Origin of the sequence: Spongiactinospora sp. TRM90649, from assembly GCF_029382225.1 — a bacterium.
In the GTDB taxonomy this organism is placed as follows: Bacteria; Actinomycetota; Actinomycetes; order Streptosporangiales; family Streptosporangiaceae; genus Spongiactinospora.
In genome coordinates this window covers 236,513-254,940 of the sequence record NZ_JARLTC010000011.1, presented here as the reverse complement: position 1 = coordinate 254,940, position 18,428 = coordinate 236,513, and the positions used below count along the sequence as shown (strand labels likewise).

Sequence of the window (18,428 nt, the reverse complement as noted above, 5' to 3'; positions counted from 1 at the left end):
GAGGGGACAACACATGACCCCCCGGGTTACGCTGGGATTATCCGCAGCAGGGGCCGTGGTCGTACACTGCTCGACACCCGAGAACCGGCCCCTAAGGAGCGACCATGCCATTCGGGCACGACATGGTGCACTCGCTCACCACCGTGGTGGATCTGATCAACACCTCCCCCGCGACCGGTGGCGAGGACGCCCTGTCCGACATCGGCCAGCTCAAGGAACTGGTCGGGCGGCGGCAGGTGAGCGGCATCGACGCGCTGACCGACGACGACCTCGCCCAGGTCCGCGCGCTGCGTGACGCCTTCCACCGGGTGTTCACCGCACCCGACCAGGGCTCGGCGGTGATCCGCCTGAACACCCTGCTCGGCGAGACCCGGATGACGCCCCGCCTGACCGAGCACGACGGGCATCCGCTGCACGTCCACTACTTCGCCCCGGGCGCGGCCGTCGCCGAGCACCTGGCCGCCGACTGCGGCATCGCGCTGGCGCACCTGCTGGTGGAGGACGAGTGGGAACGCCTGCGCACCTGCGCGGCCCCCGACTGCGATCGCGTCTTCGTGGACGAGTCCCGCAACCGCTCGCGGGTCTACTGCGACAGCCGCACCTGCGGGAACCGCATGCACGTGGCCGCCTACCGGGCCCGCAGAAGGGCCTGACGCCCGCCTCCGGCCTGTCGTCGCCGGGGCCCCCTGTACGCGGCGGCCGAGGGGCGCGCGCCCCTCCGCCGCTGCCGCGTCCCGTACCTCGTCGCCTCGGCGATCAGTTGGTCTCGTTGGGGATCGCTCCGCCGTATCTGCGGTCGCGCTTGGCGTAGATCTCGCACGCCTCCCACAGGTCGCGGCGGTCGAAGTCGGGCCACAGCCGGTTGAGGAACACCATCTCGGCGTAGGCGGACTGCCACAGCAGGAAGTTGGAGGTGCGCTGCTCGCCGGAGGACCTGACGAACAGGTCGACGTCGGGGATGTCGGGCTCGTCGAGGTACCGGTGGAAGGTGCGCTCGGTGACCCGCCCTGCGCTGACCCGGCCCTCGGCGATGTCCTGGGCCAGCCTGGTCACGGCGTCCAGGATCTCGGCCCGGCCGCCGTAGTTGACGCAGAACTGGAGGGTGAGCGCGCGGTTGGAGCGGGTCATCTCCTCGGCGTCCTGCAGCTCCCTGATGACGCTCTTCCACAGCCTGCCGGGGCGCCCCGCCCAGCGCACCCGCACGCCCATCGCGTGCAGCTCGTCGCGGCGGCGGCGGATCACGTCGCGGTTGAAGCCCATCAGGAAGCGCACCTCGTCGGGCGACCGACGCCAGTTCTCCGTGGAGAAGGCGTAGGCCGAGAGGTACTGCACGCCCAGCTCCAGCGCCCCCTCGATCACGTCGAACAGCGACGCCTCGCCGGCCTTGTGGCCCTCTGTACGCGGCAGATTGCGCGCCTTGGCCCACCTGCCATTGCCGTCCATCACGATCGCCACGTGCCTGGGGACCAGGTCACGCGGAATCGGAGGCGGTGTCGCCCCGGACTGATGCGGGGACGGGGGACGGACCTTCACGCTGTCGCTCCTTCTGCGCCGGTCATACGCGCTCTACATGCCGAAGAGAGCGTATGCCGTGCTCGAGGTGCCATTGCAGATATGCGGCGACCAGCCCGCTGCATTCCGTCCGGTGACGGGGCTGTGCCGCGTCGGCGGCCTCCCAGTCGCCGCGCAGCAGCGCGAGCATCAGCGCGATCGTCTCCGCCGCCGGGACCGAGGCGCCCGCCGGGCGGCACTCCGCGCACACGACGCCCCCGGCCACGATGGCGAAGGCCCGGACCGACCCGGCCGAGCAGCGCGCGCAGGTCTCCAGGGCGGGGGCGTATCCGGCCACGGCCAGCGAGCGCAGGAAGTAGGCGTCGAGCACCAGCCGGGGCTCGTGCGTGCCCTCGACCAACGTGCGCAGCCCGCCGACCAGCAGCAGGAAGTGGCGCAGCGAGGGCTCCTTCTCGGCCACGGTGAGCTTGTCGGCCGTCTCCAGCATCGCGGTGCCGGCGGTGTAGCGGGGGTAATCGGCGGCCAGGCGCTCGCCGTACGGCCTCAGGGTCTCGGCCTGGTTGACCACGTCGAGCGTGCGCCCGGTGTGGAACTGGACGTCGACGTGGGTGAACGGCTCAAGCCGCGCGCCGAACCTGGAGGTGGTGCGGCGCACGCCCTTGGCGACGGCCCGCACCTTGCCCGTCCGCCGGGTGAGGATCGTCACGATGCGATCCGCCTCACCCAGCTTGTGGGTGCGCAGTACGACGCCCTCGTCCCGGTAAAGACTCACGCACCACAGTGTAGGTTCGAGCGTCGCGGATGAATCACAGGTAAAGCTCGGATGGACCCCCTTGACCGATTGGTCACTAGACTTTGGCGTCTGGCGACCACTCCCGCGCCATCGTTTACCGTCATCGCACGCTGCCTGAAAGGGTGTCATGACCCGCGTGGTCCTGCTGGGTTCATCCCCCGGCCCGAATCCGCCCGCCGACCGGCCGCTCCTCACCGGGCTGCCGGGTTCCCCCACGGTCACCGGCCGCCTGCACGGCCAGCTCGCCGCGCTCGACCCCCGCCCCGTCACGATCGTCCGCGCCGACCGCGCGGCCTTCCACCAGGACTATCCAGGCACCCTCGTCACGACGGCCGACCTGGCCGACGACCTCCGCGCCTTCGCGGACGCGATCGAGGACACCACGGAGAGCCTGCTCATCCTGCCCGCCGACTCGCTGATCCACGACGAGCTGATCTACCAGATCACCAAGTCGAAACGCGGCGCGCTGGCCCTGGTGGCGAAGGAACCCCGGGAATTCCGGGAGGGCGAGGGCGACCTCAACGGCGACGGTGGCGAGGGCGACGACGAGCGGATCCCCATCGACGAGGCGGAGCCGGAGATCTCCGACCGCTTCTTCGAGGAGCTGCCGGTCCGCGCACGGGTGGGCAAGTCCCGGGTGATCTCGGTCGGTTCCGCCTACCACGCCGTCACCCGGCCGAACGCTGTCCTGCTCGGCCCACTGCACCTGCACCACAAGCACGCCCCGACGCTGGCCGAGGCGGCCCGCGACCTCGCCGGGATGGCGCACCTGCTCGGCCGGGAAGACGACCTGATCCAGCTTCTCGTGCTGTGCCTGGTCCGCCGGGGCGTCTCGGTCGGCATCAGGGGACGCCGCGACCTGTTCTATCGCCGGGTCGCCTCCCAGGAGGCCGCCGACGACGCCGTCGCCGCGATGGCCGAGTTCGACGAGGACCGTGCCAAGCTGAACAACGCGGTCAAGGGCGCCGACGGCTTCTTCACCACGTACTTCGTCAGCACCTACTCCCGTTTCATCGCCCGCTGGGCGGCGCGGCGCGGGCTGACGCCGAACCAGGTGACGCTGATCTCGATCTTCCTGGGGGTGGCGGCGGCCGGGTGCTTCGCCACCGGCACCCGCACGGGCGCGGTGGCGGGCGCGATCCTGATCTACTTCGCGTTCGTCTTCGACTGCGTGGACGGCCAGGTCGCCCGCTACGCCCGCAAGTTCGGAGTGCTCGGCGCCTGGCTGGACGCCACCTTCGACCGCTTCAAGGAGTACGTCGTCTTCGCCGGTCTGGCCGTCGGCGCCGCGCTGTCGGGACAGGACGACGTTTGGACCCTCGCGCTGGTCGCCCTGTCCGTGCAGTCGGTGCGCCACCTGCTCGACTTCTCCTACGGCGCGGCGAGCAGGCGGCGCCCGCCGTCCCTGCTGCCCACGCTGGAACTCGGCGTCAGCGCCGACACCGAGCTGCGCGAGAAGCTCGCGGAGCGCAAGCTGGCCCGCCAGACCGGGGTGCGCGGGCTGCTCAAGATGTGGACCAAGGCGGGGCGCGTCCGCGCCGTCCACTGGGCCCGCAAGATGATCGTCTTCCCGATCGGCGAGCGCTTCGCCGCCATCGCGATCACCGCGGCCTTCTTCGAGCCCAGGATCACCTTCATGACCCTGGTGATCTGGGGCTCCATCGCCGCCGCCTACACGCTCACCGGACGTCTCGTTAGGTCGCTCGCATGATCACCCACCCTCAGCAGTCGCAAGTCGCAACGCCCGACCCCGACGAGGAGCGCCGCCGGATCCAGACGGCCCGGCTGCTCGCCTACCGTGACGACGGGCCGCTGCTGCGACCGCTTCGCCGGGTGCTGAAGGGAGGTCTGCCTCCGGCGCCCGCCGCCCTGGCGTCGCTGGTCGCGGTGGCCGCGATCGGCGCGGCCGGACTGCTCGAACCGGGCCCGATGCTGCTGGTGCCGGTGCTGGTGATGGTCGCCCTGGTCGGCCCGACGGCCCCGCGCGACCACCTGGGCCGGTTCGACTGGCTGGCCCCGCCGCTGGTGCGCGGCGGGGAGTTCCTGGTCCTGCTGCTCGTCGGCATCACGGCCGGGGCGCCCAAGTGGCTGCTGTTCGTGATGATCTACGTGGTGGGCTACCACACCTATGACACGGTGTACCGCACCCGGCAGAGCATCTGGCCGCCCGACTGGCTGTTCATGGCCGGCCTGGGCTGGGAGGTCCGCCTGATCCTGGTCGGCGTGGGCGCCGCGCTGGGTGTGGCCACGTGGGTGATCGCCGCCCTCACGCTGTACCTGGGCGTGCTGTTCGCGGTGGAGAGCGTGACGAGCTGGGTGCGCCTGGACAAGGCGTCCGCGCAGGGCGCGGAGTCCGACGACCTGGAGGCGTCTCCGGAGGAGGCCCAGGAGCAGACCACGGGCGACGCCGAGCGCGGCTGACCCGGCCCCACAGGCCGACCGAAAAGCCGACTCTGGTGTGATCTGTCCCAGTTCAAGGGGGCCGCGTTTCCCACGCGGCCCCCTTTTCGGCTATGACAGGCACTGTGGAGTTGGACCGCCTGGATCGCGCCATCATCAAGGCGCTCGTCGATGACGCCCGCGCGACCTACGCAGAGATCGGGCACGGGGTCGGATTGTCCGCGTCGGCGGTCAAACGGCGGGTCGATCGGCTGCGCGGCAGCGGCGCGATAACCGGCTTCTCCGCGCGCGTCGAGCCGCGCGCCCTGGGGTGGACAACCGAGGCGTACGTCGAGCTGTTCTGCCGGGGCAAGACCTCGCCCGCCGAGATCGGCATGGCCGTCGGACGCCATCCCGAGGTGGTCTCCGCCTGCACGGTGACCGGCGAGGCCGACGCGCTGCTGCACATCAGGGCCACCGACATGCGTCACGTCGAGCAGGTCATCGAGCGGATCGCCGCCGAGCCGTTCGTCGTCCGCACCAAGAGCGCGGTGGTGCTCACCAGGCTGGTCAACGGATCGCCGCTGATCGGCTGAACAACGCAACCGATGTGCGCCTACGCGCAACACAGCGCGCTTGGCCTGCCCAAACACGCGTTCCTATGCTGAGGGTGCCGCCCGCCGATCGCGTCCGGGCCGGGTCCCGCCTTCCCATGGAGCATCTTGATGAGCATGCCAGCACGGCATTACCTGATGTGCCGACCCGACTACTTTGCGGTGGAGTATCGGATAAATCCGTGGATGGATCCCACGGCGGGCGCCGACCGCGACCTGGCCCTGCGCCAGTGGGAGGCGCTTCGATCCACCTACCAGGAGCTCGGCCACACGGTCAGCGTGATCGAGCCGGTCGGCGGCCTGCCCGACATGGTCTTCGCCGCCAACGGGGCGCTGGTCGTGGACGGCCGGGTGTACGGCGCCCGCTTCGCCCACGCCGAGCGCGCCGGCGAGGCCACCGCCTACCTGCGCTGGTTCATCGACAACGGGTTCACCGACGTCAAGGTCCCGTCCTGCACCAACGAGGGCGAGGGCGACCTGATCGTCCTGGACGACTTCGTGCTGGCCGGCACCGGCTTCCGCACCGACGTGGCGGCGCACCGGGAGGTCCAGGAGTTCTTCGGCCGCCCCGTCGTCACGCTGCGGCTCATCGATCCGCGCTACTACCACCTCGACACCGCCCTGTTCACGCTCGACGGGCGCGACATCGCCTACCTGCCGCAGGCGTTCTCGCCAGGCAGCCAGGCGGTGCTGCGGCGCATGTTCCCCGACGCCGTGGTCGCCTCGCCGGCCGACGCCGCCGCCTTCGGACTTAACGCGGTCAGCGACGGGAAGAATGTGATCATCAACTGTGCGGCCGCCGACCTGCAACTCGACCTGAAGCGGCGGGGATACGAAGTGATCCCCGTGGAGATGTCGGAGTTGCGCAAGGCGGGCGGCGGCCCCAAGTGCTGCACCCTGGAGATCCGCAAATGACGCAGTCGCCGAGAATATCGCCCACGACCGCCGCGCTCGTCGAGCAGAGCGAGCGGCGGAGCGCGCACAACTACCACCCGCTGCCCGTCGTGATCCACCAGGCCGAGGGCGCCTGGGTCACCGACGTCGAGGGCAGGCGCTACCTGGACTGCCTGGCCGGCTACTCCTCCCTGAACTTCGGCCACGGCAACCCGGTGATCCTGGCCGCCGCCCGCGCGCAGCTCGACCGGCTCACGCTGACCAGCCGGGCGTTCGTCCACGACCGCTTCGCCGACTTCTGCGCCGCGCTCGGCGACCTCACCGGCAAGGACATGATCCTGCCGATGAACACCGGCGCCGAGGCCGTGGAGACCGCGATCAAGGTGGCCCGCAAGTGGGGCTACGAGGTCAAGGGCGTGCCGGACGGCATGGCCACGATCATCGTGGCCGAGAACAACTTCCACGGCCGCACCACCACCATCGTCGGCTTCTCCACCGACCCCGACGCCCGCAACGGCTTCGGCCCGTTCGCACCGGGCTTCCGCGTGGTCAAGTACGGCTCCGCCGACGCGATCAGAGACGCCATCGACGACACCACCGTGGCCGTGCTGATCGAGCCCGTCCAGGGCGAGGCCGGCGTGCTGGTGCCGCCGGACGGCTACCTGACCCAGGTTCGCGAGATCTGCGCCGAGAACCGGGTGCTCATGATCGCCGACGAGATCCAGTCCGGCCTCGGGCGCACCGGCGACACCTTCGCCTGCGACCACGAGGGCGTCGTCCCGGACATGTACGTGCTGGGCAAGGCGCTCGGCGGCGGCGTGGTCCCGGTCTCGGCGGTCGCGGCCGACGCGGCGGTGCTCGGCGTGATCCGGCCGGGCCAGCACGGCTCGACCTTCGGCGGCAACCCGCTGGCCTGCGCGGTCGGCATCGCCGTGGTCGAGCTGCTGAGCACCGGGGAGTACCAGACGCGGGCGCGCGAGCTGGGTGCGCTGCTGCACGGGCGGCTGCGCGGGCTGGTCGGCCACGGCCTGCTGGCGGTGCGCGGGCGGGGGCTGTGGGCGGGCATCGACATCGATCCGTCGCTGGGCACCGGACGGCAGGTCAGCGAGGCGCTGCTGGAGCGCGGCGTGCTGGTCAAGGACACCCACGGCAGCACGGTACGGCTCGGGCCGCCGCTGGTGATCTCCGAGGAGGACCTGATGTGGGCGGTGGACCGGCTGGCAGAGGCACTCAGCGATCTTCGTTAGGCGACAGGCGCGCGGTCCGGCCTGGGCCGTCCCAGCGCACGGTGGCCACCTCGCCGAGGGTGAGCGTGGCCACCGCGTTGGAGAACCACGGCCCCTCGCGTAACCGCCACCGGAACGGCGGGCGCGGCACCCCCGCCAGCCGGGCCAGCAGCCCGCCCACCAGACCGGCGAGCCAGACCGAGGCGACCACGTTGGCCAGCCGCAGCACCGGACTGAGCGGGTTGCGGATCGGCGAACAGACGAGCTGGTAGATCGGCAGCCCGCGTGCCTTGGCCAGGTACGAGTAGTGCACGTCGCCGGACAGCACGATCACCGTGCCCCGGGCGGCGGCCATCGAGCGGCAGACGCCCGCGAACGAACGGCGGAAGGCGGCCCAGTGCTCCAGGTCCACCGCCTGCCGCAGCCGCTCGGACCAGCGGGCCACGCGCGGCCCCCACGCGCCGTCGCACAGCGCCTCGTTCCAGCTCTCCGCGTGGTGGATCCCCGACGGCAGCAGGACCGGGATGGACGACCCGATCACGATGTGCCGGGCGTCGGCGTCCATCTGCCCGGCGAACCAGGCCCACTCCACATCGTCGATCATCCGGCGGTCGCCGGGGGTGAGCCGCCGGGCGCAGCGGGTGTCGAGCATGATCAGGCGGGTGTCGCCGAGGTCGCGGGCATAGCTCCAGCGGGTGGCGTCCGGCTCCCGGTCGGCGCGTTCGGCGAAGGCGTCCAGCAGCGCGCCGCCGTCGCCCTCGTGCCCGCGCAGCTCGTTCAGCAGCGGGTCGGCGGCCCGCTCCCCCGGCGACAGGTTGCCCAGGTGCTGGTACACCCAGTAGGCCCCGAGCCCGGCCACCAGCCTGCGCCGCCACCAGGGCAGCTCGCTCATCCGCTCGCGCCAGGCGGCGGAGGTGTTCCAGTCGTCGCGCAGGTCGTGGTCGTCGAAGATCATCGCAGTCGGGAGAGTGGCCAGCAGCCACCGGATCTCCGGCTCGGACCACGCCTGGCGGTATAGCTCGGCGTACTCCTCGAAGTCGGCGATCTCGTCCACCGGCTCCTCGCCGCCCCTGCGGGCGCGGATGGCGTCGAGCACGGCGCCGCCGGGGGCGTCGGCGTAGACCTGGTCGCCGAGGAGGAGCAGCAGGCCGGGCCATTCGGCGTCGGGGGCGTCGCGCAGGCGCCTGCCGTACTCGCGCAGCATGTCCACTCCGTGGGAGAGGTTGTGCGCGGCGTCGTGCGGCACGCTGGTGCGGCACGAACCGAAGAGCACCTCGCGCGGGCCGGACGCCGGGAGCAGCCGGATCCGGCTGGGCGGCCCGCCCTCCGGGGGCCAGACCCGCTCGCCGTCCACCTCCACCGTGTACGGCACGCCGCCCTCCGGCGGCTCGGGCCACACCAGGTCGCAGAGCGCGAAGTGGTGACCGTGCACGGTGAAGGTGGCGCTCTCCACCCGCACCCCGCCGGCCTCCACCGCGACGCGGCCGGGGGCCGCCGTCTCCACCCAGACGCTCGCGCTGGTGGTGTCCACGTATCGGAGCATCGGCCCGACCAGCAGCTCGGTCACCGCATTCCCCCTGTTGCGACACTGTTACCACACAACGGCACATTCCTCTGTCGAAGCCTGCCACATTGGCACGTTCCGCTGGTCACGATCACGGGGTTGGATCAAGATGAAGAGGTCGGTGGCGGGGCAACGGCGCTCCGCGGTCGATCCACAACACAGTCGAGCGGGGCAACGGCGCCCCGCCCTTCCGGAGGTCTTCATGACCGTCATGGTGCCGCCAAAGGCGTCGGCAACCGCCAGTCCGGGCCGTCTGGCCCTCGATTCCGCGCTGTTCCAGCTCGACCAGGCCGCCGAGCATCTCGGCCTCGACGACGGCCTGCGCAAGATGCTCGCGACCCCCCGCCGCTCGCTCACCGTCTCGGTGCCCGTCCGCCGCGAGGACGGCCGGATGGACGTCGTGCAGGGCTACCGGGTCCAGCACAACGTCTCACGCGGCCCCGCCAAGGGCGGCATCCGCTTCCACCCGGCCACCGACCTGTTCGAGGTCACCGCGCTCGCCATGTGGATGACGTGGAAGTGCGCGCTGGTCGGCATCCCGTACGGCGGCGCCAAGGGCGGCGTCGGCGTCGATCCGGCCACCCTGACCACCCGCGAACTGGAGCGGGTCACCCGCCGCTACGTGAACGAGATCCTGCCGCTGATCGGCCCCGACCAGGACATCCCGGCGCCCGACGTGGGCACCGACGAGCAGACCATGGCCTGGATCATGGACACCTACTCGGTGAACGCGGGCTACTCGGTGCCCGGTGTGGTGACCGGCAAGCCCACCATCCTGGGCGGCTCGCTCGGCCGCGCCGGGGCCACCGCGCGCGGTGTGCAGATCGCCACCATGAGCGCGCTCGGCGACCGCGACCCTGCCGGGGTGACCGTGGCCGTGCAGGGCTTCGGCAAGGTCGGCGCGCAGACCGCGCGCTACCTGGCCGACGCCGGGTGCCGGGTGGTGGCCGTCTCCGACGTCACCGGCGCGATCGCCGACCGGAACGGGCTCGACGTCACCGCGGTGCGCGAGCACCACAGTGAATCGGGCGGGGTCTCCGGCTACCGGCACGCCGACCGGCTGACCCATGAGGAGCTGCTCGAACTCGACGTGGACGTGCTGGTCCCGGCCGCGCTGGAGGGCGTCCTCACCGCCGAGAACGCGCCGAGGGTCCGGGCCCGCCTCATCGTCGAGGGCGCCAACGGGCCGACCATGCCGGAGGCCGACGTGATCCTGACCGGCTCCGGCGTCACGGTGGTGCCCGACATCCTGGCCAACGCGGGCGGCGTGATCGTGTCGTACCTGGAGTGGGTGCAGAACACCCAGGCGTACTCCTGGAGCGCGGGCGAGGTCCAGATCAAGCTGCGCGACCTGATGGAGCAGGCCTTCGGCGAGGTCGGCGCGCTGGCCGAGAGCCGCGGCCTGACCCTGCGCCAGGCGGCGCACGCGATCGGCGTCTCCCGGGTGGCCGAGGCCCATCGCCTGCGCGGCCTTTATCCCTGACAGAGGGGGGTTTTACCGGACGTACGGATTTACCGCCGGTCACGCAGGGTAACCGGAGATGTGTGATCACGCGGCTGGGTTCGGTAGCGCTCGCGCTCGTTTCGGTTCTTGTCCTCTGCGCGCCTCCCGGGCACGCCGTGCCCCGGGAGGTACCGCGCAGGCTGGTGGTCACGCCGGGCGGCGACCGGTTCGGCTACGCGCCGGTCGCCCGGCCGTACACCGGGCCGGGGGCGCAGCGGGTGACCGGGCTGCTGGTCAGCCATGACCCGCTGACCGGCGTGGAGCGCCGGTGCGGGGCCGCGGTGGTCCATTCGCACAGCCGCAGCCTGGTGCTCACCGCCGCGCACTGCCTGTTCGACAACGACGGCCGGGCGCGGCGCTGGTACGACCGGGTCGTGTTCGTCCCCGCGTACAACAGCGCGGGAACGGACGACACCCCGCTCGGGGTCTGGAGGGCCGCCCGCACGTGGGTGACGAAGCCGTGGCGCACCCACTCCTACTCCATCGGCACCATCCCGCACGACGTCGGGGTGGTGGGGGTGGAGCCGGACGCCCACGGCCGGCGGCTGGAGGACGTCACCGGCCCCGGGCTGCGCCCGGTGGTCACGCATCGGGGCGAGGCCCCGATGCGGCGGCTCAGCCTGCTGGGGTACCCGTCCGACCTGGGATATCCGGGCGATGACATGTACCGCTGCTCGGGCGGTTCCGCCGACGCGAAGACCCCGGGCCCCGGCATGCTGGTCACCCGCAACTGCCAGATCGTGGACGGCCACAGCGGCGGCCCCGCCGTGCGCGGCGACGCGGTCGTGGGGGTGGCCACCTCGTCCTCCCCCTACCAGGAGAGGGACGGCTTCTCGCTGATCGCCCGGCTGACCCGCCAGCGGCTGGACGGCCTGCTGGCCTCGGCCGGACGGACCATGGACTCCTACGCCGCGACCGAGGCCAGGCGCTCCCGCCACCACGCGACGGTGTCCGACAGCGCCTCCCCGAGCGGGGTCGGGGCGATCCCGAACGTCTTCTGGAAGCCGGTGGAGTCCATCTCGAACGGCCGGTCGAACTGGTAGCGGACGTGCTTGATCTCGCCCAGCATCGGCACGACCAGGCCGAGGGCGTCCACGACCCACGCGGGGTAGGCGCTCACGCCGGGCATGGCGACCCCGGCCACCTCGGCGGTCAGCTCGGCCATCCGGCGGTAGCTCTGCGGCCCGGCGGTGGGGATGTGCCAGGCCCTCCCCCAGGAGCGGTCGTCGGTGCCCGCCGTCACGAGAGCGGTGGCCACGTCGGGGATGTAGGTCCAGCTGTGCGGCTGGTCGACGTCGCCGATGTGGCGCGGCGCCTTCCCGGCCAGCAGCCTGGGCATGAACCGCTCGCCCAGATGCGACTGGTCCAGGGCGCCGGGGCCGAAGTAGTCGGAGCCGCGCACCTCCGTGGCCCTGATCCGGCCGGCCCGGTGCGCCGCCAGCGCCTCCTCCCACATGCGGATCCTGACGCGGGCCTTCTCGCTGGTGGGACGCAGCGGGGTGGCCTCGGTCAGCGGCCCGTTGGACATGCCGTAGATGTAGAGGTTGCCGAGTATGACGTACCCGGCGCCGGTGGCCTCGGCCGTGGCGAGCAGCGAAGCGGCGATGGGCGGCCAGTCGGTCATCCAGCGGTGGTACGCCGGGTTGACGCAGTTGTAGATGACGTCGGCGCCGGTGGCGATCGAGGTCAGGGCACTCCGGTCACCGGCGTCGGCGGCGACCCGCCGCACGTTCGGCAGGACGGGGCCGGAGCCGGACCTGCTCACCACCGTGACCTCGTGGCCGAGCCCGGCCAGCCGCCGGGCGACCTCCGTCCCGACCTGACCCGCTCCGACGACCACGTGCTGGCTCATGATGACCCGCCCCTCTGGGATCAGCAGACTGTTTCGAGAGCAATGCTCTCCGAATGGCGCGACTCTGTCAAGAGCAGTGCTCTCGCCTGCTTCCGGTGCTCTGTTAAGGTGGTGCCATGAACGCGGGCCGTACCGCGCGGGAACGAGTCCGCGCCGAGCTGACCAGGGAAATCACCGACATCGCACGCAGGCAGCTCGCCACGGAGGGCGCCGCCGGGCTCTCCCTGCGCGCGGTCGCCAGGGAGATGGGGATGGTCTCTTCTGCCATCTACCGCTATTTCCCGAGCCGCGACGACCTGCTGACCGCGCTGATCATCGACGGCTACAACGCCATCGGCGACGCGGTCGAGGCCGCCGACCGGGCCTGTCCACCCGTAGACCACGGCGGCCGGTGGCTCACCGTCTGCCGCACGCTGCGCGAGTGGGCGCTGGCCCACCCGCACGAGTACGCCCTGCTGTACGGCTCGCCGGTGCCCGGATACCAGGCCCCGGAGGACACCATCGGCCCCGCCATCCGCGACGTCGTCGTCTACGGCGGCATCATGGCCGACGCCCATCGGTCCGGGGTGCTCGATCCGGCCCCCGGCTTCCCCTCTCCGCACGCGCCGTCATGGTCCGGCGACGCCGAGCGGCTGCGCCGGGTCATGCCCGGCCTGCCCGACGACGTCGTCGCCCGCGCGGTGGTGGCCTGGACCGCCCTGTTCGGCGCGATCAGCCTGGAGCTGTTCGGCCAGTTCGCCAACACGATCCTCGACCCGGGGTCGGCCTTCGAGCACAGCATGACCTGCATGGGGCGGTTCATCGGGTTCGCCTACCCGGCGGACGCATGAAGCGAGGGTACGGCGGGCGAGATGCCTTGCCGTACCCCCGCCCCTCCGGTCAGCGCGCGGCGCGGTTGACCGCCGAGATGAGCGCCTTCAGCGAGGCCGTGGTGGTGTTGGCGTCGATGCCGACGCCCCACAGCACCCGGCCGTCGACGTCGCACTCGACGTACGACGCGGCCTTGGCGTCGGTGCCCGCCGCCAGCGCGTGCTCGGTGTAATCCAGCACGCGGACGGTGAACCCGACCTTGGCCAGGGCGTCGCAGAACGCGGAGATCGGGCCGTTCCCGACGCCCTCGACCTCACGGATCTCGCCGTCCACCCGGATGTCGGCGCCGATCTTGTCCTGGCCCTCCACGGTGGAGGTGCTGCGGTGGGCGAGCAGCCCCAGGCGTCCCCAGCGGTTGGCGGGATTGGGCAGGTACTCGTCGGCGAACACCTCCCACATCTGGGCGGGGGTCACCTCGCCGCCCTGCTCGTCGGTGCGCGCCTGGATCGCCCTAGAGAACTCCATCTGCAGGCGGCGCGGCAGGTCGAGCTGGTGGTCGGCCTTCATGATGTAGGCGACGCCGCCCTTGCCGGACTGACTGTTGACCCGGATGACCGCCTCGTAGGTGCGGCCGATGTCCTTGGGGTCGATCGGCAGGTACGGCACGGCCCAGCGGAAGTCGTCCACCGCGACCCCCTCGGCCGCGGCGTCGATCTCCAGATGCTCGAAGCCCTTCTTGATGGCGTCCTGGTGGGAGCCGGAGAAGGCGGTGTAGACCAGCTCGCCGCCCCACGGGTGACGCGGGTGCACGGGCAACTGGTTGCAGTACTCCACGACCCGGCGGATCTCGTCGATGTCGGAGAAGTCGATCTGGGGGTCTACGCCCTGGGAGAACAGGTTCATCCCGAGGGTGACCAGGCACACGTTGCCGGTGCGCTCGCCGTTGCCGAACAGGCAGCCCTCGATGCGGTCGGCGCCCGCCATGTAGCCCAGCTCGGCGGCGGCCACGGCGGTGCCCCGGTCGTTGTGCGGGTGCAGCGACAGAATGATCGAGTCGCGGCGGGCCAGGTTGCGGCTCATCCACTCGATCTGGTCGGCGTACACGTTGGGGGTGGCCATCTCGACCGTCGCGGGCAGGTTGATGATGACCTTGTGGTCGGGGGTCGGCTGCCACACCTCGTTGACCGCGTCGCACACCTCGACCGCGTAGTCCAGCTCGGTGCCGGTGAAGGACTCCGGGGAGTACTCGAAGTAGACGGTGGTGTCGGTCATCGCGTCGGCCAGCTTCTTGCACAGCTTGGCGCCCTCGACGGCGATGGCGGTGATGCCCTCGCGGTCCTGCCCGAAGACCACGCGGCGCTGCAGCGTGGAGGTCGAGTTGTACAGGTGGACGATCGCCTGCCCGGCCCCGCGCAGCGACTCGAAGGTGCGCTCGATCAACTCGGGCCTGGCCTGGGTGAGGACCTGGATCACGACGTCGTCGGGGATCATGTCCTCTTCGATGATCTGCCGCACGAAGTCGAAGTCGGTCTGCGAGGCGGCGGGGAAGCCGACCTCGATCTCCTTGAAGCCCATGCGCACCAGCAGGCCGAACATCTTGACCTTGCGGTGGGCGTCCATGGGGTCGATCAGCGCCTGGTTTCCGTCACGGAGATCGACGGCACACCACCGGGGAGCCTCGGTGATCACCTTGTCCGGCCAGGTGCGGTCGGCCAGGCGCACGGGTTCGTAGGGCTGGTAGCGGCCTACGGGCATCGAGGTGGGACGCTGCTGCGGGTAATCGGTCACGGGTCTTCCGCTCCTCGTCAGGGCTCAACAAGCGGCCGACGCGCATGACTGGCACCGCGACGAGGGAGCCGGCCTAGGAAAGGCCCCCGCCGCGGCACATAAGGAGCAGGCCACGCAGCACGTTATGGAGGGTAGCAGATGTCGTAGGGGTCTCCCCATTCGATGCCGTGCTCCCTGAGCCAGGCGCGCTCGTCGTGCGTCGGCCCGGCGCGCTCGCCCGGACCGCGAACGCCCAGGTGGACGCCCGGGTGGCAGATCGACTCATCGCCGGAGTGGAGCACGGTCCGCTCGTAGTGCGGCGGCCAGCGCAGGCGGATCCGCCGCCCGCACACCGCGCAGGCCCACACCTCGGCGCCTTCGGACGTGGTGGTCACGTGCGTCATCTGATGATTCACGGCATCGCTCTTCGTCGGCGAACGATAACCGTCCGCGTATCAAAGGTTGCCCATTGCGGTGGCTCTCATTCGCAAGCGACGCCGGGAGAGGTTGCCGACGGGCACCAGGGGCTACAGTCCTGGATGAGTGAGGGAATGGGGAAACGACCATGCGAGACGACGACATTCTGACGCGGATCAACGGGCTCATCGCCGAGGAGCACGACCTGCGAGCCCGCCTCGCCGCGGGCGAGCTGTCCTCCCACGAGGAGAACGACCGGATCGTATCTCTGGAACGCGCTCTCGACCAGTGCTGGGACCTGCTGCGGCAGCGTCGCGCCCGGCGTGAGTTCGGCGAGAACCCCGCCGACGCCGAGGCGCGCCCGGTCGACGAGATCGAGTCGTACCAGCAGTAGGCCGAGGTCACCGACAGTGACATCGCGGTAAATCGGCTCGCGCACCGGGGGCCCATCGTATTTGCTGGCGAGCATGCCGATCCTGCCGGTGCCCGCCACCGACCACCCGCTCGTCGCCGCGTTCCACGCCGCCTACCTGGCGGCGCACCGGAACGACGACCCCGGTCCGGCGATGTCACTGTCCCATTTCACCACCGCGTCGATCACCGGCTGGTACGAGCGGGCCGAGGCGTACGCCGACGTGCGCGACGGGAGGGTCACCGGCGGTTACTCCCTCCGGTTTCCCACCAGGGACAACACCCACGTCGCGCTGATCGACCTGCTGGTGGTCGTCCCCGAGGCCCGCCGCCGAGGCCTGGGCTCGGCGCTGCTCGCGCACGCCACCGAGCGGGCCACGGGGCAGGGCAGGAGGGTCCTCATCGCCGAGGCGGAGTCGGAGGGACCCGGATCGGCGTTCGCCCGGGCGAGGGGCTTCACCCCGGCCACCACCGAGACGCGCCAGGTGCTCGACCTGCGAGCCGCCGACCGCGACCGCTTCGCGGCCATGCTGGCCGAGGCCCGGGAGCACGCGGCGGACTACGAGCTGGAGGTGTGGCGGGGAGACGCCCCCGAACACCTGTACGCCGACCTCGCGCTCGTGTACATGGGGATGAACGACGCGCCCATCGGCGACCTCGACATGGAGGACTCGGTGTGGGACGCCGAGCGGGTACGGGCGGCGGAGCGGGAACAGTCCGGCTCCGGGCTGACCGGCCGGCAGATCATCGCCCGGCACAGGGCCACCGGAGAGGTCGCGGGATACACCTCGATCAAGTATTACCCCGGCACCCCGGACGGCTGGGGCAGGCAGGCGGACACCGTGGTGCTGCGCCCGCACCGCGGGCGGCGCCTGGGGATGACGCTCAAGCTGGCCAACGCGCTGGCACTGCTGGACGAGCAACCGGCGATGCGGCGGCTCACCACCTGGAACGCCACGTCGAACGCGCACATGCTGGCGATCAACGACCTGATGGGATTCCGCCCGCTCGACACCTGGCACGAGTGGCAGGTGTCCCCCGGAAACGCGTAAACCCCCTGGGGGCGGGCGAGGTGTGGTGGGCCCGCCCCCAGGGGGTGCCGGTCGTCCGGCCGTCGCGCGGCGGCCGTACAGGAACCGGCGAGAGGCCCTGTGCCGGGGGCGCTGGAGGGGTGGCCTCCGGCACAGGGCCGACGTCGGGTCGGATCCCACCGATCAGGTCAGGTCTGGTGAGATCCGCTCCGGTCGTGGATCAGACCCGGGCCCACAGAGCCGGCACGTTCGGCGGCTCCCAGCCGGGCAGGGCGGTGTGACCCTGGAGGCAGCGGTAGGTGCTGCCGCCGTAGGTCACGGTCGCGCCCGCGGCGTACGCGGTGCCGGCGGCCCAGGTGCCACCGGGCGGGTCGGTCGGGCCACCGGTGGGGCCACCGGTGGGACCACCGGTCGGGCCACTACGTCCGGCCAGGGTCAGACCGTAGACCGAGAGGGCCTCGCCCACCGGCTGGAAGTAGGTGGTGCCGCCGGACCTGCAGTTGCCCGAGCCACCGGAGGTCATGCCCTGCGCCTGGTCGCCGGAGTAGAAGGAACCACCGGAGTCGCCGGGCTCGGCGCAGACGTTGGTGCGGGTGACACCGGAGACGGTGCCCTCCTGGTAGGTCACGCTGGTGTTGAGCTGCTGGACGGTACCGCAGTGGTTCTGCGTGGTCGATCCGGAACGGCAGATCCTGGACTGCGGCTGGGCCACGGTGGAGCCGTTGATGGTGACCACGCCGGAGCCGTAGGCGTAGACGACGCCGGTCGGGACCCACTGCGAGTTGACCTCGACCCAGGCGTAGTCGTTGCCGGGGAACGAAGAGCCGCGGAAGGTGCCCTGCGCCGCGCGGTTGACGCCGCTGGTGGTGACCCCGGCCCGGCCACAGTGGCCGGCGGTCACGAAGCCGCCCTGCGATCCGGCCTTGGTCACCGAGAAGCCGACCGAGCAGCGACCGCCGCTGCCCATGTAGTAAGCCTCGCCGCCGCGCACGTCGTACAGCAGGACGGGCTTCTCGCTGGACTTGACGACCTGGACCAGCCCGGCGTCAACGCCCGCCGCCTTGATCCTGGCCTTCGCCTTGGCCGGGTTCGGAGTCCGAACCACGATCTTGTTGGTGGTCAGGTCGGCGCCCCACGAGGTCGCCACGTCGGCGGAGTCGCGCAGCGCCTGGTCCAGGCTGCCCTGGGCGGAGTCGAGGGCGGCCAGGGAGTTCTTGACCACCTTGGCCTCGGCGCCCGCCTCACGAATGGCGGGAATCTGCGCGGCATCCGTGGTCGCGACGACCAGAGTGGAGGTCGCGCCGGTGACCCAGCTTCCCGCATAGGCGACGCCGAGCCTGCCGCGCAGCAGCGGCTCCAGCCGGCCTGCCGCGGCCTCGTTGTCCAGGCGCAGCTCAGCCTGCTGCTGAGTCAGCCCGAGGTTCTTCTTGAGGTCGTCGACCTGAACGGGCGTGGGGATCAGTGCGGCCGCAGCCGCTGCTTTGATCTGGGCGTATACCGTCGCCGGGGGCACCGGCGCGGGGGCGGCCTGGGGAACTCCATTGCCACCGGACGCGGCGAAGGCGATGGCCGGGGCGGCCACCAACGTGAGAGCGAGCGCGAGACCCGCGGTCACGGTTTTTCTGCGGAGCATCTATCTCTCCTTGTGTCGGGG

At 71.2% G+C, this 18,428-nt stretch carries 17 protein-coding genes; 10 read left to right on the top strand and 7 right to left on the bottom strand.

The window, feature by feature from the left end; all coding sequences use genetic code 11:
- Positions 1-104 precede the first annotated feature (104 nt).
- Positions 105-653, top strand: coding sequence for a CGNR zinc finger domain-containing protein (locus P3X83_RS16210; RefSeq protein ID WP_277305890.1), 549 nt, complete (start codon positions 105-107; stop codon positions 651-653).
- A gap of 103 nt (positions 654-756) precedes the next feature.
- On the opposite strand, the gene P3X83_RS16205 is transcribed toward P3X83_RS16210, so the two are convergent.
- Together P3X83_RS16205 and recO are read right to left on the bottom strand one after the other, a co-directional pair.
- Positions 757-1,533, bottom strand: a complete 777-nt coding sequence (locus tag P3X83_RS16205; protein WP_277305889.1) for an isoprenyl transferase — start codon at positions 1,531-1,533, stop codon at positions 757-759.
- Between the two features lie 22 nt (positions 1,534-1,555).
- Complete coding sequence (gene recO, locus P3X83_RS16200; protein ID WP_277305888.1) at positions 1,556-2,284, bottom strand: DNA repair protein RecO; 729 nt, start codon at positions 2,282-2,284, stop codon at positions 1,556-1,558.
- 148 nt (positions 2,285-2,432) lie between these two features.
- Between recO and P3X83_RS16195 the strand changes: the two genes are divergently transcribed.
- The 5 genes from P3X83_RS16195 (at position 2,433) to rocD (ending at position 7,439) form a co-directional block, all read left to right on the top strand.
- Complete coding sequence (locus tag P3X83_RS16195) at positions 2,433-4,016, top strand: CDP-alcohol phosphatidyltransferase family protein (RefSeq protein ID WP_277305887.1); 1,584 nt, start codon at positions 2,433-2,435, stop codon at positions 4,014-4,016.
- Positions 4,013-4,726, top strand: coding sequence for a DUF5941 domain-containing protein (locus tag P3X83_RS16190; RefSeq protein WP_277305886.1), 714 nt, complete (start codon positions 4,013-4,015; stop codon positions 4,724-4,726). The genes P3X83_RS16195 and P3X83_RS16190 overlap by 4 nt, the downstream gene beginning before the upstream one ends.
- Positions 4,727-4,830: 104 nt before the next feature.
- The gene (locus P3X83_RS16185) at positions 4,831-5,280 is read left to right on the top strand and encodes an Lrp/AsnC family transcriptional regulator (RefSeq protein ID WP_277305885.1); all 450 of its coding nucleotides are present in this window, start codon (positions 4,831-4,833) and stop codon (positions 5,278-5,280) included.
- Between the two features lie 135 nt (positions 5,281-5,415).
- Positions 5,416-6,213, top strand: a complete 798-nt coding sequence (ddaH, locus tag P3X83_RS16180; protein WP_277305913.1) for a dimethylargininase — start codon at positions 5,416-5,418, stop codon at positions 6,211-6,213.
- Positions 6,210-7,439 carry an ornithine--oxo-acid transaminase gene (rocD, locus tag P3X83_RS16175; protein WP_277305884.1) on the top strand — a complete coding sequence of 410 codons (1,230 nt, stop codon included), beginning with the start codon at positions 6,210-6,212 and terminating at the stop codon, positions 7,437-7,439. The genes ddaH and rocD overlap by 4 nt, the downstream gene beginning before the upstream one ends.
- On the opposite strand, the gene P3X83_RS16170 is transcribed toward rocD, so the two are convergent.
- On the bottom strand, positions 7,423-8,985 hold the full coding sequence (locus P3X83_RS16170) for an alkaline phosphatase D family protein (RefSeq protein WP_277305883.1): 1,563 nt from the start codon (positions 8,983-8,985) through the stop codon (positions 7,423-7,425). The two genes, rocD and P3X83_RS16170, sit on opposite strands and share 17 nt — an antisense overlap.
- 199 nt (positions 8,986-9,184) lie before the next feature.
- On the opposite strand from P3X83_RS16170, the gene P3X83_RS16165 reads away from it, so the two are divergent.
- Positions 9,185-10,465 (top strand): Glu/Leu/Phe/Val dehydrogenase, encoded by a 1,281-nt coding sequence (locus P3X83_RS16165; protein ID WP_277305882.1) that lies wholly within the window; start codon positions 9,185-9,187, stop codon positions 10,463-10,465.
- A 925-nt stretch (positions 10,466-11,390) separates the two neighbouring features.
- On the opposite strand, the gene P3X83_RS16155 is transcribed toward P3X83_RS16165, so the two are convergent.
- Positions 11,391-12,338: an NAD-dependent epimerase/dehydratase family protein gene (locus P3X83_RS16155; protein WP_277305881.1), complete on the bottom strand. Its 948-nt coding sequence runs from the start codon at positions 12,336-12,338 to the stop codon at positions 11,391-11,393.
- Positions 12,339-12,454: 116 nt separating this feature from the next.
- Between P3X83_RS16155 and P3X83_RS16150 the strand changes: the two genes are divergently transcribed.
- Entirely contained in the window at positions 12,455-13,168 is a 714-nt protein-coding gene (locus P3X83_RS16150) for a TetR/AcrR family transcriptional regulator (protein ID WP_277305880.1), read from the top strand.
- A gap of 49 nt (positions 13,169-13,217) precedes the next feature.
- Here the strand turns inward: P3X83_RS16150 and leuA are convergent, their stop codons facing one another.
- Both leuA and P3X83_RS16140 read right to left on the bottom strand, forming a co-directional pair.
- Positions 13,218-14,903: a 2-isopropylmalate synthase gene (gene leuA, locus P3X83_RS16145; RefSeq protein ID WP_277305912.1), complete on the bottom strand. Its 1,686-nt coding sequence runs from the start codon at positions 14,901-14,903 to the stop codon at positions 13,218-13,220.
- Positions 14,904-15,058: 155 nt separating this feature from the next.
- Positions 15,059-15,310 (bottom strand): hypothetical protein, encoded by a 252-nt coding sequence (locus tag P3X83_RS16140; protein WP_277305879.1) that lies wholly within the window; start codon positions 15,308-15,310, stop codon positions 15,059-15,061.
- A 170-nt stretch (positions 15,311-15,480) separates the two neighbouring features.
- Here P3X83_RS16140 and P3X83_RS16135 point away from each other — a divergent pair, with 170 nt between their 5' ends.
- Both P3X83_RS16135 and P3X83_RS16130 read left to right on the top strand, forming a co-directional pair.
- The gene (locus P3X83_RS16135; protein ID WP_277305878.1) at positions 15,481-15,726 is read left to right on the top strand and encodes a DUF2630 family protein; all 246 of its coding nucleotides are present in this window, start codon (positions 15,481-15,483) and stop codon (positions 15,724-15,726) included.
- A 73-nt stretch (positions 15,727-15,799) separates the two neighbouring features.
- Positions 15,800-16,795, top strand: coding sequence for a GNAT family N-acetyltransferase (locus P3X83_RS16130; protein WP_277305877.1), 996 nt, complete (start codon positions 15,800-15,802; stop codon positions 16,793-16,795).
- A 199-nt stretch (positions 16,796-16,994) separates the two neighbouring features.
- Here P3X83_RS16130 and P3X83_RS16125 read toward each other — a convergent pair whose 3' ends face one another.
- A complete protein-coding gene (locus P3X83_RS16125) occupies positions 16,995-18,407 on the bottom strand; it encodes a carbohydrate-binding protein (RefSeq protein ID WP_277305876.1) in 1,413 nt (470 codons plus the stop codon).
- Between the last annotated feature and the right edge of the window lie 21 nt (positions 18,408-18,428).